Genomic DNA, 15,196 nt, shown 5'->3' with positions numbered 1-15,196 from the left:
ACGTTTTCGACGTGGCCCGGAGTAGCGGTGCCCGTGACAGACACAGACGCGAGCGAGCACGACGAGGGGTACGACGTGGCGCGGTACCTCCGGATCAGACGCGCCAGCGGCCCCGACCTCGCACCGGACGGGACGCTGGCGTTCCGGATGGACACGACCGGGACCGCACAGGTGTGGACCGTCGACGAGCCGGGTGGGTGGCCGACACAGCGGACCTTCTACGACGAGCCGGTGTCGTTCCTCGACTGGTCGCCGGAACGGCGCGAACTCGCCTTCGGGATGGACCAAGGTGGTGACGAGCGACAGCAACTGTACCGCCTGAACCCCGACACCGGCCGCGTCCACGAGTGGACGGCGACGCCGGACGCGAAACACCGGTGGGGCGGCTGGAGCCACGACGGCGAGCGGTTCGCGTTCGCCTCCAACCGCCGGGCGGGCGACGTGTTCGACGTGTACGTCCAACCGCGCGGCGGCGGCCCCGAGGACGCCGAGTTGGTCCACGAGGGCGACGGCTGGCTCTCCGTGCTCGGGTGGAGCCCCGACGACGACCGGCTGCTCGTCCACCGCGCCCACGCCAGTTTCGACCACGACCTCTACGTGCTCGACCTCGAGACCGGCGCGTTCGAGCACCTGACCCCACACGACGGGGAGGCACGCTTCGGGAGCGCACAGTGGGGCCCCGACGGCGAGGCGGTGTACGCCGTCACCGACCACGACCGCGACCTGTTGCGACTCGCGCGACTGGACCTCGCGGACGGGAGTCTCGAGACGGTCGTCGCCGACGAGGAGTGGAACGTCGACGGCGTCACCGTCGACGAGGACACCGGACGCGTGGTTTACTCCCGTAACGTCGACGGTTACACGGAGACGACCGTCGGCGAGTTCGCCGACCCGACGACGATCGAGACGCTCGCGGAGCCGTCGCTCCCCCGCGGTGTCGCCGGTGGCGTCTCGTTCGCCGACGACGGCGAGCAGTTCGCCACGTGGGTGAGCGGCCGCACGGTGAACACGAACGTCTTCCTCGTCGACGCCACGACCGGGGAGACGGAGCGGTGGACACACGCCGGCACCGCCGGTGTCCCGCCGGAGACGTTCGTCGAACCGGAGTTGGTCCACTACCCAACCTTCGACGAGCGCGACATCCCCGGGTTCTTCTCGACGCCGGGCGACGAGACGGGCGAGCTCCCCGTCGTCGTCGACGTCCACGGCGGCCCGGAGGCACAGCGCCGCCCCTCCTTCGCGGGCGTCAAACAGTACCTCCTCTCGCAGGGGTACGCGGTCTTCGAGCCGAACGTCCGCGGCTCGTCGGGGTACGGCCGTGCGTACTCTCACCTCGACGACGTGGACAAGCGGATGGACTCCGTCGCGGACCTGGCGGCGGCAGCCGACTGGCTGGCCGAGCATCCCAGTGTCGACCCAGACCGGATCGCGGTCATGGGTGGCTCCTACGGCGGGTTCATGGTATTGTCGGCGCTGACGGAGTACCCCGAGCGGTGGGCCGCCGGCGTCGACGTGGTCGGCATCGCCAACTTCGTCACCTTCCTCGAGAACACCGGCGACTGGCGCCGCGAACTCCGCGAGGCGGAGTACGGCAGTCTCGAGGAGGACCGGGAGTTCCTCGAGTCGATCTCGCCGATCAACCACGTCGAGAACGTGCAGGCCCCGCTGTTCGTGCTCCACGGCGAGAACGACCCGCGGGTGCCCGTGAGCGAGGCCGAACAGATCGTCGCCGAACTCGACGATCGTGACGTGCCTGTCCGGAAGCTGATCTTCGAGGACGAGGGCCACGGCTTCTCCAAGCTCGAGAACCAGATCGAGGCGTACCGCGCCGTCGTCGGGTTCCTCGACGAGCACGTCTGAGCTGGGCGGCGACGACTACGAACTCGTCGACGACCCGCCGACGGACGGCGAGAGAACGCGGCGCCGACGGTCGACCCGACGCCTCACTCCGTCTTCACGACGACGGTGTCGGCGACGAGGTCGCCGATCCGCTGGCTGTCGTCGGTGACGAGGATCAGGAGGAGCCCGACGAGGTACGGAATCACGACGCCGAGCTGGTCGACGATCCGGAGGATGTTCCGGATCGCCGAGGTCCCGTAGTCGAGGTCCCCGCCGTCTTCGGTGACGACGACGATGTCCATCACGCTCTTGCCGGGTGTCTGCCCGCGTTCCGCCTCGAAGTAGATGAAGTAGCCGAACTGCAACACGAGGCTGATGGGAATGAGGAGAACCGTCAGGATTCCCGTCAACGCACGACTCCCCGAGCCGATCCCGACGGCGAGGAACAGGAGGACGATCACGACGCCGACGACGGTCGTTATCAACAGGTCGATCAACAACGCGGCGATCCGGGCACCCAACACGTCACCTTGCGTTCCCATCTGGGGGCGTGCACGACTCATAGCCGACCCCTCTCCGTGCCCCTACAAAAAAGTACGGGAGACGAGCGTGAAACCGGGCGACGAGAGCGGCGTGTCACGCCCACCGGTCGTCCGTCGGCGTCACGTCGTTCGTCTCCGTCGGGTGTTCCGTCCCTGGGGAGTCCGTCGGCGAGTCGGCCGCGTCCCGAGGGGGCGCGAGTCGACGGTAGACGGAGACGTGGAACACCACGGAGAACGCGACGACCACGGTCGCGACGAGCAGCGTGATCACGCCGGCGGCGGCCACGCGTCCCGTCTCGACCGTGGCGGTCTCGACCGTCGGTCGGACGAGCGGCCAGGCGACGAGTCGGAGGACGGCGACGGCGGCGACGCCGGGGAGGAGTCGAGCGAACGTGTACGTCAGGACGGTCCCGGGCGCCGCCCGTAGGAGTCGGACCGACTCGCGGAACGCGTCCGTCGTGTCGGCGCCGCCGATCACGACGGCCGTGTCGACGAACTGGAAGCAGACGACTCCCACCCCGTAGCCGAGTGCGATCACCGCCAGACCGAGTCCGAACCCGTACACGGCGGCGGCGACCGATGCCCCGCCGCCGGCGGCGTCCGAGAGGGCGAGTCCCACGGCAGCGACGTACACCGTGGTGACACTCACCCCGACGAGTCCCACGTCGACCGCGAACCGAGTCACGCCGGCACCACCGATCGCTCGGAGGTGGCGGCGGGCGGCGGTCGGGAACGCGCGGAGTCCGCCTGCCCCCGGTGTGTCACCGGATCGGTCGCCTTCGAGCGCCGCGACGGCTGTCGCGACGAGTCCAGCGAGTGTCGCCGGCACCACGAGCGCACGGACGAGGAGTCCGAGGACGATTCCGACCAGGGGGACGACGACGAGTGGGACCGTCACCACGAGCAGACCACCACAGACGACGACTGCGACGGCCGACACGACCAGCATCGACGGCGTCCCGACGCCGTGTCGGAACCCGTCGCGGGCGGCCCGCGCCACGAGGGCGAATCGCTCAGTCGAGACCACGGTCTCGCCTCACGCCCTGGGTGAGTCCGCCCGCAGTCGAAAAGGTTCCGACACGGCGTCGTTCGACCGACGTGACACCGACGGAACGAACCCGAGTGTCTCGGTGGAGAGAGACGGGCTGTCGACGAGACGACCGTCCACGCCGTCGGGTCACGGGCGCCGTGACACCGATCCGAGCCTCCTCCGTGGCCGCGGGCGCCGTGACACCGATCCGAGCCTCCTCTGTGGCCGCGGGCGCCGTGACACCGATCCGAGCCTCCTCCGTGGCCGCGGGCGCCGTGACACCGATCCGAGCCTCCTCTGTGGCGGCGACCGTCGGCTCCTCCGTGGTCTCGGTGCGGCACACGGTGACCCGACGCGAGTGTCCGTCGGTGACGACCGCAGACACAACTCGGACACGAAACTCCGTCAGAGTAAACACCGCCCCGACCGAAGACGACCGCATGAGTACACAGCAGGAACGGGACGGGCGGACGATCCGGTGTCTCATCGCCAAGGTCGGACTCGACGGCCACGACCGCGGCGCACACGTCATCGCACGGGCGTTCCGCGACGCCGGCTTCGAGGTGATCTACTCCGGGCTCCACCGGGCGCCCGACGAGATCGTCCAGGCGGCCGTCCAAGAGGACGTGGACGTGCTCGGGATCTCCATCCTCTCGGGGGCGCACAACACGCTGGTGCCGAAGATCGTCGACGGGCTCGAAGAGTACGGCGCGTTCGAGGACACGCTGTTGCTCGTCGGCGGGATCGTCCCCGACGAGGACCGCGAGAAGCTCAAGGAGTTGGGCGTCGCGGAGATCTTCGGCCCGGGGACGCCGATGGAGGAGACCATCGAGTTCGTCGAGGCGAACGTCCCCGAAGACAGATGACGAGTGCGGACCCAGACGGCGTCGAGTCCCCGTCGCCGGAGCCGACCGGTCAGCACGCGGCGTTGATCCGCGACCTGCTGGACGGTCGCCACCGGGCGCTGGCCCGCGTCATCACGAAGATCGAGAACCGCGCGCCGGGCTACCGCGAGATCGTCTCCCAACTCCACGACCACACCGGCTCCGCGAGCGTCGTCGGGGTCACCGGCTCGCCGGGCGCCGGGAAGTCGACGCTGGTCGACAAACTCGCGGAGGCGTACCGCGACCGCGGGGAGACCGTCGGCGTGATCGCCGTCGACCCCTCCTCGCCGTACACCGGCGGCGCGGTGTTGGGCGACCGCATCCGGATGGCCTCGAACGTCGGGGACATGGACGTGTTCTTCCGGTCGATGTCCGCTCGGGGGAGTCTCGGCGGGCTGTCGACCGCCACCTCCGACGCGGTGAAGGCGCTCGACGCGTTCGGGAAAGACCGGATCGTCGTCGAGACGGTCGGCGCCGGACAGAACGAGGTGGACGTGGTCAAGACCGCCGAGACGGTGTGTGTGCTCGTCCAACCGGGGTCGGGCGACGACGTCCAGATGCTGAAGGCCGGGATCTTGGAGATCGGCGACGTGTTCGTCGTCAACAAGGCCGACATGGACGGCGCGAGTCGCACCGTCGCAGAGCTCGAAGAGATGCTCCACATGCGCGAGAACCCCGTCAAGAACCTGAACACCGGCCACCACGGGCCGGTGGGCGACGATCGACTGGAGGCGGCGAGTCTCGACGACGGCGACGAGGCGGCGTGGGACCCGGCCGTCGTCGAGACGGTCGCGACGGAGGGGGACGGCGTGACGGAGTTGATCGAGACGTTCGACGAGCACCGCGAGTGGCTCGTCGACAGCGGGAAGCTCGACGAGCAGGCCCGCACGCGGTACGCCGAGGAGATCCGCCAACTCCTGCGGGCCGACACCGCGGCGCTGTTGGAGGACGTACTCGCCGAGCGGGGCGGCGTCGACGCACTCGCCGGACAGGTCGTCGACCGCGAGACGGACCCGTACGCCGTCGTCGAGGACGTGATGGGACCGCTGCGCGACTGTGTCGCGGAGACAGACGCGGACGGAGGCGAGGCAGAGTAACCCGGTGACGGACGACGGGTAGTGAGTCGGAGTCGGGTCGTTCTGCGGGTCCGTGTGGCAGAAGTCAGTCCCGTGTCCAGTCGGAGACGTACGCGACACGCCCGGAGAGATCCGGGTACGCCTCGCGAATCCGTTCGAACGCCTCGCGCACCTCCTCGCCCGACGGGTCGCGGTCGGTACCGACGACGACGATACCGGCGTGGTCGGTACACGCGGGATCTGTGTAGTCGCTCCGGTCGCCGGTGACGACGACGAGATCGTGGCCCGCCGCGAACGTGACGACTGCTTCGTCAGACGCGCCGGCACCGAGCTCCGGCTGGTCCCGGACCCGTGTCACCTCGTACCCGGCCCCGCGGAGCGCCGTCGTCCACTTCGGCTCGATACACTCGTCGGCGAGCACGTCGAACTGGTCCGGAGAGGGACCACCGTCGGGATGGAGTGGACGTGTCTCTGTGTCCGAAGAGCGAACGGGTGTCTCCTCGTCAGACTCCCCGTCCGACTCACCACCGTCCGAACGGGCGCGCCGTGCTACTCGTCCGGTCGCACTATCCGCTCTCCGGCGTCGGTCGGCGCTCCGGACCGTTCGGCGATGCTGGCCATCTGGTCGGGGTTCGCAGCCGCGTACGCCAGCGCCGTGTGAACTTCGGCGACGGAGAGATCGTACGCCTCGGCCAACTCCCTCGGCGTCCGCTCGCCGTCGGCGGAGCGACTGTAGAGCGTGTACACGCCGACGCGACGGCCTTCGAGGCGCGGCCGGCCACCCAACACGTCGTCCGTCTGGACGACGCGCGGCGTCTCGCCGTCCGGTGTGTCGTCGGGGTCGGCGTCCGTGGTGCTCATACTGCACGGGTCCGAGCGCCACCGACAAAGCTCTCCGGGTGGCCCGACGTCGTCGGCAGGCTACTCCGAGTGTCGTGTGTCCCGTCGTGATCGGATCGCTCGTCGTGCCCCGGTGTCCTATCCCGATCGAGTGTCTGCGAGTGGTCTCGGATCATCTGGGGTGTCTGGTTCCGTCTCGGTACTTGAACGCCGGGGAGTGGAGCGAGCACGGGAGGTGTCGGCGGCCGAGTCAGACCGGCGTCGTGTCCCGCGAACGTTTTTTGTCGGAGCCGACGAAGCGACCACACCGATGGAACTCACGTCGATTCCGGGGGTCGGCGAGAAGACGGCCGACGCGCTCGCCGAGCTAGACGACGCGGAGGCCGCGCTCCGGAACGGCGACGTGGCACGGATCGCCCGCGCCCCGGGGATCTCCGAGGGGCGTGCCGCCGTGATCGCGCGGGGTGCGATCCGCGCCCGCCACGACGACCCCGGCGGCTGGGCCGCGACCGACCGTGCGAAAGAAGTCCACGACGAGGCACTGGCGCTGGTGCGCGACCGCGCCGTCACGGACTACGCCCGCAAGCGGTTGGCGACGCTGTACCCCAGTGCCGTCCCCGAGCGGATCGCGGAGGTACGCGCGTGGGCCGCACGGGCGATGCGACGCGAGCCCGATCCGGACGTCCTCGCCGCGCTGGAGGGTGTCGAGCCGCTCGCGGAACCCGAGCAGTTGCGCGTCCGCGACCGGGCGCTGGCGACCGCCGACGCGGAGCGGTTCGCCGAGGCCGACACCGCCTTCCCCGAGCTCCCGGTCGAGGTGGTCGAGGACGCCGGCGACCTCGCCGAGTTGGCCCGCTCGTACCCGACCGTGATCGTGTTGGACGAGACGTTCGCCGGCGTGGACGTGGAGGGAGACGTCCGCGTACTCACGGACGCCGAAGACCGGCCGGCGGAGGTCGTCCCGGAGCGACTGCTCGCGTTCGTCGCCGAGAACCGCGAGCGCCTGCGGGCCGCACTCGACGTCCACGAGGCCGCCGGCAGCGAGCCCGCGCTCGACCCAGAGACGCTCCGGGACGTGCTCGCACGTGTCGACGCGGACGGGGAGATCGTCGGCGACGAGGAACTGGACCGGCTGGCGACGGCCGTCGACGACCTCGACGCGGCCGCGAGCACCGCCGCGAGCGTCGCCAACGACCACCTCCGGACCGTCATCCGCGAGCGCGACGTGACCATCGAGGGCCAGGACTTCCTCTCGTTGGTCGAGCAGGGCGCGCGCGTGGACTCACTGCTCGCTCGCGAGTTGGCCGACGAGTACGACGAGGCGGTCCGGCAGGCACGCGAGCAGTTCGTCGACGCGCTCGCGTTGGACACCGGCGAGGCGGAGATCGCCGAACGCGTCTTCGGCGGAGAGCCGACGTTCCCGGTCGAACACAACGAAGATCCCTTGGCGCGGCTCCGGACGGAGTTGAAGACCGCTCGCGACCGGCGGGCGGCGCGGCTGAAGTCGGACCTCGCCGACGAGATCGCGGCGCTGCGAGACGACGCGGAGCGACTCGTCGCGGACGCGCTGGAACTCGACGTGGAACTCGCCGTGGCGCGGTTCGCCGAGGACTTCGACTGTGTGCTCCCGTCGTTCGTCGACGACGCGATCCCGGACGACCCGCAGGCTCGCGCGCCGACGGACGAGGGCGACACGCCGGTAGCCGCCGACGGCGACGGCGGCGTCGCGACGCCCGGGGTCGGGCCGGGAGCGACGAGTGAGGTGGACGCCGAGGGCGGTGGAGGCGCCGCCCCCGCGTCGGGCCCGACGGCCGAGCCCGTCGCCGCGGACGTCCTCGACGGGGACGGGCCGCCGGACCTCGCGATCCAGGGTGGGAAGTCGCCGCTGATCGACGAGGCGTTCGCCGACGTGGAGCCGGTCGACTACGGAGTCTCCGGCGTGACGATCCTCTCCGGGGTCAACTCCGGCGGGAAGACATCGACGCTGGACCTCGTGGCGCTCGTCGCCACGCTGGCTCACACCGGCCTGCCGGTGCCCGCCCAGGCGGTCACGCTCCGGCGTGTCTCCGGTCTCCACTACTACGCGAAGTCGCAGGGGACGCTGGACGCCGGGGCCTTCGAGTCGACGCTGCGGGAGTTCGGGGAGTTGGCGACCGGCGCGGACGGGCGACTCGTCCTGGTCGACGAACTGGAGTCGATCACGGAACCCGGCGCGTCGGCGAAGATCATCGCTGGCATCCTCGAACGACTCGACGAGCAGGGTGCGACGGCGGTGTTCGTCTCGCACATGGCCCGCGAGATCGCCGAGACGGCCGCCTTCGACGTGGCGATCGACGGGATCGAGGCGATCGGCCTGGAGGACGGCGAGTTGGTCGTCGACCGCTCGCCGAAGAAGGACCACCTCGCGCGTTCGACGCCCGAGCTGATCGTCGAGAAGCTCTCCGACGCCGCCGACGGGGGCGAGGGCGCGTTCTACGGCTCGCTGCTGGAGAAGTTCTGAGTGGGCCGTGCGGTCGGGTCGTCGCGCCGTCGCGTCGGGGCCCGTGGCAGGGGTCACCGCTCACCGTTCATCGTCAGTCCTCCCACCGCGAGACTCACCACGCGTGCCCAACAGCATCAGGCCGGCTCCGAACGCCGAGGTCGCCGGCTCGGAGATCACGAGGAGGGTCACGCCGACGACGGTCGGCGTCGTCGGGCCGACCGCGTCGAGTCTGTTCCAGACGGACACGTGCGAACGAGTGCGACCGAGCGAGAAGACTCGACCGGCGGTCGCGCCGCCTGCAGTCTCCGTCACCGGTAGTCCCGCCACCTGTGGACACCCCCGCCGGCCGCGCCAACTGTCGACACCTCCGCCGGCCGCGCCACCTGCAGTCCGTCATACGCCCGTCCGTCGACCGTCCGAACAGCAGACTGATACTGGAACCGAGACTGTCGTTGTAACCCGTCTCGGACTTCGAGCGCCGGATCTCCACTTCCACCGAGGTCGCGCCGAACGATTAAGTGCGCGGAGAGTGACGACTCGGGTGATGCCCAGTGACCCCGAGGAGGGGATGTTGGCGTGGGACGAGTCCGTGTTCAGAGACGAGCACGTCTTCGAGATCGACTACGTCCCGGAGACGTTCCAGCACCGCGAGAAGCAACTGGAGTCGCTGAAGTACGCGCTCCGGCCCGCGGTGCGTGGGTCGCGGCCGCTCAACAGCGTCGTCCGCGGGCCGCCCGGCACCGGGAAGACCACCGCCGTCCAGAAGCTGTTCGGGGAACTCGGCGGCCAGTCGGACGTGCGGACGGTGCGTGTCAACTGTCAGGTGGACGCGACGCGGTACGCCGTCTTCTCGCGGATCTTCGAGGGAGTCTTCGACTACGAGCCCCCGTCCTCGGGCGTCTCGTTCAAGAAGCTGTTCGGCCAGATCACCGACGAACTCGCCGACGCCGGGGAGGTGTTGGTGGTCGCGTTGGACGACGTGAACTACCTGTTCTACGAGAACGAGGCGTCGGACACCTTGTACTCGCTGTTGCGCGCCCACGAGGCCCACCAGCAGGCGAACCAGGGGGCGAAGATCGGCGTGATCTGCGTCTCCTCGGATCTGTCTCTCGGTGTGATCGACGAGTTGGACTCGCGCGTCCAGTCGGTGTTCCGCCCGGAGGAGGTATACTTCCCGGTGTACGACACCGACGAGATCGTCGACATCCTCCGCGAGCGGGCCGACCGCGGGTTCCACGACGGCGTGTTGGGTGCGCCGGAGTTGGACCGCGTCGCCGAACTCACCGGCGAGTCCGGCGACCTGCGCGTCGGGATCGACCTGCTCCGGCGCGCGGGGTTGAACGCGGAGATGCGCGCCTCCCGGACCGTCGCCGTCGAGGACGTCGAGGAGGCTTACGAGAAGTCGAAGTTCGTCCACCTCTCGCGGAGTCTCCGCGGGCTCTCGGAGTCCGAGACCGCGCTCGTGGAGGTGTTGGTCGACCACGGCGGCGACCAGGCCGGCAACGTCTACGAGGTGTTCCACGACCGGACGGACCTGGGGTACACCCGCTACTCCGAGATCGTCAAGAAGCTGGAACAGCTCGGGCTCGTCGAGACGGAGTACGCCGACGTGGAGGGGCGCGGTCGCTCGCGGTCGATCGCGCTGGCGTACGAGCCCGACGCCGTCGCCGAGCGGTTGGACCGGGAGTAGGACGGGTGTCGCAGGGGGTGGCGTCGGGCGTCGCCGCGTGTGTCGTCGCGGGTGAGAGTTCTACCCGGGGTGTGGGTGTCTCCTACGACGGTGCTGCGTCGGCGTCGTGGCCGGCGAGTCGCTCGCGCCAGCCGTCGGGGAGCGTGGGCGTCTCGACGAGCGTGAACTGGAGGCTCGTGAGCCCGTCGAGCGCGGTCTCGCGTTCCTCGGGCGTCATCGCGTACTCGTCACGCGGTGTGCCGACCGGGTGGCGTGGCGCTTCGGGGAGACGGTCGGGTTCGCCCATCGCGGCGGCGCGTACGTCGTCGATCGCCTCCGCGACGACGCACAAGAGGTGTTGAAGCTGGCTCGGAGGGACGAATCCGCTCGTCGCGAGTCTGTCGCGGACCGCTTCTGTCGCGGCGTGGAGTTCCCTGGTGCGGTACTGCGGGAGTGGGAGCAGGCGCAGTGTCTCCAGGTGGGTGTCGTAGCTGTCGAGCAGTGGCTGTACCTCGGTCGTCCCGTCATCCTTTTCAGACGGAGAATCGTTCGAACACATTGTCGTGGCGGCTTCCACGACACTGCGGAGGTGGGGTGTCTCCAGCACCCCGCCACTTTGCTACAGTGACGACCCCGCAGTGTCGTGTCTCGGCGTTGTGCTCGCTTGTTGTTAATAGCTGTGGTTGTGTTGGGATTAGCTGTCGGTGTGTGGTGACTCGTAGTCGTCACCGAGTGATGACTGGTCTCACTCTATCACTGAATCCACACTTAGTAGGAAGAATCAAGTCACACGCAGACACAGATGACAGCAAGAGACGATGGGGTACCAAGCACTCCGTGATCGAGGGAAGGTGACCGAGACGGACAGTGGACAGTCCGAGGAGAGTGACGGCTCGCAACGGTGGCCGTCGCGTGCGGACGTGGGCCCGAGTACGGTCGGCCCGACGACGAAGGAAGACATCGAGGAGTACTACGGCCGGGAGGTGTCGAGTGTCGACGAACTCCAGGAACTCCAGCGGTTGGAGAAGGGGTACGGCGGGCAGGTTCTCCGGTGGATCGACGAGGGCATCCCCATCGGCGCGATGGGTCACAAGACCAAGATGCAGCGGTTCCGCGACCGGAAGGGCACGCCCGTTCCCTGGGACATCGAGCACTTCAACCGCCTCTCCCGGATGGACAACACCGGGAAAGTCAACAGAGATCGGCGTCGCGGTCCCGACGGAGATGCTGGCGTTCCCGACACGGTACGGGGGGTGATCTCCTCACCCGGCCGGCCGCTGGACACCTCGATCCAGCGCGCGGTCGAAGAGCGGATGGGCGACTCGTTGGGTGACGTACGGATTCACACTGGACCGAAAGCTGCTGCGGCGGCCGACCAGATCAACGCGCGGGCGTTCACCGTCGGCAACCACGTCGCCTTCGGCGCTGGCGAGTACGATCCCGAGTCCGCAGAGGGACAGCACGTCCTGGCCCACGAGTTGGCGCACGTCCGCCAGCAGACCGGTGGTGATCTCTCGACGCTGCCGCAGAAGGGTGTGCAACTGGAGATCGGTCCCGACCCCGAGTTGGAGCGGGAGGCCGAGGAAACTGCACAGCGCGTGATGAGTGGCGGAAAACTCGGCATCCAGAAGCTCTCGGACACCGAGGTGCACGTCCAGCGGTTCTTCGGATTCGGAAGCGAAATCCACTCGTCGGGCTCGGAGTCGGTAGACATCAACCCCGACGAACTAGTCGAAGAGGTCCGACAGCTCCGTCGTGACGTGAACGAACTCCAGGCCCCTGACCGTGCCGACAAGAAACTCGGTGTCGAAGCAGGAAAGGGAACGATGGGTGCCCTCGGTGGTGTGGCTGGCGGTGTGATTGGGACTGCTCTCGCGCCTGGCGTTGGCACGGTCACGGGGCAGGCTGTCGGAACCGTCGTCGGTGGTGCACTCGGTGGAGCAGCCGGTGCCGTTTACGAACGAAACTTCGACGACGCCACCGCCGCCGTCAACCAGCAAGTCGATGACACTAGGAGTTACCTCGACCAACTTATCGAGGAGAAGGTCAGATCAGTTCTCAGTGGAGCTACGACGTCTGGCGTTGAGGGCGTTGCGGAGAGTAGGGGTGACCGCTGATGGACGGGATGATAACAGGGGAACAAGGAGGTACGATCGGATTGAGTATCATAGATAACGGTGACGAAGAACACCTGATAGAGGTAAAGCAAAATGGGGAGATCACAGGACACGGTCAAGACATATGTGCAGATGACCCGAGGCAGCGAACGGGTAACGAAAACGAGCGGGTAGAACAGGCTCGGCGTTTCGCCCGCTACTACGTCTACAAAGAGCGCGGATACGACACGGCCCATCCGCAGTACCATCCGGAGCGCCTCGACGCCGTCCGGACGGTCCTCCAGAACCTCTCGGACGAGCGTGCTCGCGACCTGCTCGGGGATCTCTACCAGCAGATGGCGAGCTACCACGACGACACGCCGCGAGCGATGGCGATCCCGCGTGAGGCACCCGGTGCGGACCACATGCTGTACCGGACGGACATCTACCTCGGTGTCGACCTGCTCGACTCCGAGGTCTCCGCCGTCGCCGAAGACATCGCCGCGGCCCACGATGTCGACCTGTCGAAGGAGGATCACGCGGTCGACCACCAGTCACAGAGCGTCCTCGACCGCTGGGAGGCGTTCACCGACGACCTCCGCGAGACGCTGGTCGACCGCGACGTGGACCTCTCGGGAGAGACGTACGTCGACGCCGCCTCACCGCTGTACGCGAGTTACATCGACGGCGGGGACTACGAAGTGCTGGGTCCCGAGACCGACCCACTCGACCGCGAGCCGGACGCGACGCTCGAGCTCGCGCCAGTCGACCCGGGTGACTTCGAGCAGTTCCGCGCGTTCGTCGACCACCACCTCAAGTGCCAGATCCGCGACAGCTACGTCCGGATGGGACTGCAACCACCCGAACAGTTCCGCGTGATCGGCAGCGGGCGACTCGAGTCCGTCGTCGCCTACCGGTTCCTCGATATGTACCCACGCTACGACGATCCCGACGTGCTGGACACGATCTGACCGAGGGGTCTCGTCGCCACTGGGTCGGAATACACCCTCTCCGTTTGTACAACCGATCCGTAGTTACTTTTCCTGTAGCGATAACTGTGGGTACACGATGGCAATCGGATGCCGTGGAGGGTCGCGACAGACCGGTGGTGGCCTCTCGATGCTCCCCGAAGAAGACGTGCAACTGGAGATCGACCCAGATCCCGAGTTGGAGCGGGAGGCCGAGGAGACCGCACAACGCGTGATGAGTGGCGGGAAGCTCGGCATCCAGAAGCTCTCCGACGCCGACGTACACGTTCAGCGCGCACTCGATCGGTTCAACCCGCTGAGTGGCTCTTCGGAGAGCGAGAGCTTCGACTCCGCCTCTGTCGACGAGTTGGCCCGTCGGTTGGAGGTCGTCGAGCAGAACCAGGCCGCGCTGTTCGAGTCGATGGCCGGTGACGGCGCGGAGAGTGGCGACGTGAATCTCGAAGCGCTGGTGGACGGCGATCAGAAAGGAGCACTCGAGAAAGTCGGAGAGGCCGGCACGTACGGTGCACTCGGCGAACTCGTGAAGGCCGGTGGAACAGAGGCGCTCAAACAGGGAGCAATATGGACTGGGCTGGCAACTGCCGGGTCGGTCGGACTTCCGGTCGCTCTCGCAGCGGGTGTCGTCGCCGCGACGGCCGCGGGCGGGACCTCTGCAATGGTAAAGAATAGAGGCTCGGTCATTGATCGGGTCAAGAACATCTTCGGCAGCGAGGACGAGAGAGACGATATGAATGCCAAAACCAGAGACAACGTAAAGTTCTAATATGAAAGGAAATATTATTGGAGAAGACGAAATAGACATCGGGACGAAAATAACCGACAACAATGGTGTCACACACCAGGTAGAGATGGAAAAGGAGAGTGGGAATATATACGCGCACTCACAGTCTGGCTATCCGGACGATCCTGAAAAGAGGAGTAGAGACGAAGACGAGAACGTCTCCCAGGCACGCAAGTACGCACGGTACTACGTGTACCGGAACACCGACTATGACACGCTGGAGGGCCACTGGAACCCGGACCGCGTCGCAGCGACGGCGATGGCGCTGTGGCGTCTCTCCGACGAAGAGGTCGACGAGTTGTTCGGAACGTTCCGCCAGCAGTGTCGGAGCCACTTCGAAGATGTCGACAGACCACTCCGGCTTCCCTCCACCGTCGGTGCGGACGAAGCCGTCGTGTACGAACAGGAACTGTACTTGGACGCCGACGTAGACGACATCCGCGGAGCCGTCGACGAGTTTGAGGAGTGCATCGCGGACAGTGCAGCGGACGTTCTCGCGAGCGTCTCTCGTGGCTCGCTCCTCGATCGCACACTTGACGGGATTCTCGGGACGGTGAGAGCCGAGGCGAACGACACCTCCTTCGAGTTCCCACCCTACGAAGTCGCCGACACCTCCGAGTTGGGTGTGATGTACTACGACGCAAACGACGAATCTCACCGCGTCGGTGGTGGTGGCGGACCGACGGACGAGAAACCGGACGCCAGAGTCGAACTCCCGCAACTGGAACCGGAGACGCTCGACACTCTCAAACCACTCCTGCTCCGGCACCTCGTCAGTCAGGTGCGGGACTTCTACATCGTGATGGGCGAGGAACCACCGCCCGCCTTCCGGGTACTGGGACCGGGGAAACACGCTCCGACACAGGGTTACGGTGCAAGCGACTTCTACCCGAACTACTACGACTTCGACGCCGACATCCCCGGGTACCAGTCGTAACATTCCACTGAGGCGACCACACTCGTGAGTC

At 67.5% G+C, this 15,196-nt stretch carries 15 protein-coding genes; 9 read left to right on the top strand and 6 right to left on the bottom strand.

What is annotated here, in order from left to right; genetic code table 11:
* Positions 1-33 precede the first annotated feature (33 nt).
* Entirely contained in the window at positions 34-1,860 is a 1,827-nt protein-coding gene (locus RYH80_RS12170; RefSeq protein ID WP_370904145.1) for a S9 family peptidase, read from the top strand.
* Between the two features lie 83 nt (positions 1,861-1,943).
* On the opposite strand, the gene RYH80_RS12165 is transcribed toward RYH80_RS12170, so the two are convergent.
* Entirely contained in the window at positions 1,944-2,402 is a 459-nt protein-coding gene (locus tag RYH80_RS12165; protein WP_370904144.1) for an RDD family protein, read from the bottom strand.
* Positions 2,403-2,475: 73 nt separating this feature from the next.
* Complete coding sequence (locus tag RYH80_RS12160; protein ID WP_370904143.1) at positions 2,476-3,408, bottom strand: DUF7847 domain-containing protein; 933 nt, start codon at positions 3,406-3,408, stop codon at positions 2,476-2,478.
* 443 nt (positions 3,409-3,851) lie between these two features.
* On the opposite strand from RYH80_RS12160, the gene RYH80_RS12155 reads away from it, so the two are divergent.
* Positions 3,852-4,277 (top strand): cobalamin B12-binding domain-containing protein, encoded by a 426-nt coding sequence (locus tag RYH80_RS12155; protein WP_370904142.1) that lies wholly within the window; start codon positions 3,852-3,854, stop codon positions 4,275-4,277.
* On the top strand, positions 4,274-5,392 hold the full coding sequence (meaB, locus tag RYH80_RS12150; RefSeq protein WP_370904141.1) for a methylmalonyl Co-A mutase-associated GTPase MeaB: 1,119 nt from the start codon (positions 4,274-4,276) through the stop codon (positions 5,390-5,392). Before RYH80_RS12155 ends, meaB begins: the two co-directional genes overlap by 4 nt.
* Positions 5,393-5,456: 64 nt before the next feature.
* On the opposite strand, the gene RYH80_RS12145 is transcribed toward meaB, so the two are convergent.
* Positions 5,457-5,792 (bottom strand): DUF5615 family PIN-like protein, encoded by a 336-nt coding sequence (locus tag RYH80_RS12145; protein ID WP_370904140.1) that lies wholly within the window; start codon positions 5,790-5,792, stop codon positions 5,457-5,459.
* A 128-nt stretch (positions 5,793-5,920) separates the two neighbouring features.
* Positions 5,921-6,232, bottom strand: a complete 312-nt coding sequence (locus tag RYH80_RS12140) for a DUF433 domain-containing protein (RefSeq protein ID WP_370904139.1) — start codon at positions 6,230-6,232, stop codon at positions 5,921-5,923.
* A gap of 289 nt (positions 6,233-6,521) precedes the next feature.
* On the opposite strand from RYH80_RS12140, the gene RYH80_RS12135 reads away from it, so the two are divergent.
* Positions 6,522-8,711 carry a helix-hairpin-helix domain-containing protein gene (locus tag RYH80_RS12135; RefSeq protein ID WP_370904138.1) on the top strand — a complete coding sequence of 730 codons (2,190 nt, stop codon included), beginning with the start codon at positions 6,522-6,524 and terminating at the stop codon, positions 8,709-8,711.
* 60 nt (positions 8,712-8,771) lie between these two features.
* Here RYH80_RS12135 and RYH80_RS12130 read toward each other — a convergent pair whose 3' ends face one another.
* Positions 8,772-8,939 (bottom strand): hypothetical protein, encoded by a 168-nt coding sequence (locus RYH80_RS12130; RefSeq protein ID WP_370904137.1) that lies wholly within the window; start codon positions 8,937-8,939, stop codon positions 8,772-8,774.
* Between the two features lie 298 nt (positions 8,940-9,237).
* Here RYH80_RS12130 and RYH80_RS12125 point away from each other — a divergent pair, with 298 nt between their 5' ends.
* A complete protein-coding gene (locus RYH80_RS12125; protein WP_370904136.1) occupies positions 9,238-10,383 on the top strand; it encodes an ORC1-type DNA replication protein in 1,146 nt (381 codons plus the stop codon).
* A gap of 82 nt (positions 10,384-10,465) precedes the next feature.
* Here RYH80_RS12125 and RYH80_RS12120 read toward each other — a convergent pair whose 3' ends face one another.
* Entirely contained in the window at positions 10,466-10,921 is a 456-nt protein-coding gene (locus RYH80_RS12120) for a hypothetical protein (RefSeq protein WP_370904135.1), read from the bottom strand.
* Positions 10,922-11,180: 259 nt separating this feature from the next.
* Between RYH80_RS12120 and RYH80_RS12115 the strand changes: the two genes are divergently transcribed.
* From RYH80_RS12115 to RYH80_RS12100, 4 genes are all read left to right on the top strand, one after another.
* The gene (locus RYH80_RS12115) at positions 11,181-12,479 is read left to right on the top strand and encodes an eCIS core domain-containing protein (protein WP_370904134.1); all 1,299 of its coding nucleotides are present in this window, start codon (positions 11,181-11,183) and stop codon (positions 12,477-12,479) included.
* Positions 12,479-13,429, top strand: a complete 951-nt coding sequence (locus RYH80_RS12110) for a DUF7958 family protein (RefSeq protein WP_489753328.1) — start codon at positions 12,479-12,481, stop codon at positions 13,427-13,429. The genes RYH80_RS12115 and RYH80_RS12110 overlap by 1 nt, the downstream gene beginning before the upstream one ends.
* A gap of 148 nt (positions 13,430-13,577) precedes the next feature.
* Entirely contained in the window at positions 13,578-14,210 is a 633-nt protein-coding gene (locus RYH80_RS12105) for a hypothetical protein (RefSeq protein WP_370904132.1), read from the top strand.
* A gap of 1 nt (position 14,211) precedes the next feature.
* The gene (locus tag RYH80_RS12100; RefSeq protein ID WP_489753327.1) at positions 14,212-15,165 is read left to right on the top strand and encodes a DUF7958 family protein; all 954 of its coding nucleotides are present in this window, start codon (positions 14,212-14,214) and stop codon (positions 15,163-15,165) included.
* Positions 15,166-15,196: the final 31 nt, after the last annotated feature.

Origin of the sequence: Halobaculum sp. MBLA0147 (assembly GCF_041361345.1) — an archaeon.
Lineage (GTDB): Archaea > Halobacteriota > Halobacteria > Halobacteriales > Haloferacaceae > JAHENP01.
This window is presented reverse-complemented; position numbering and strand designations above follow the sequence as displayed.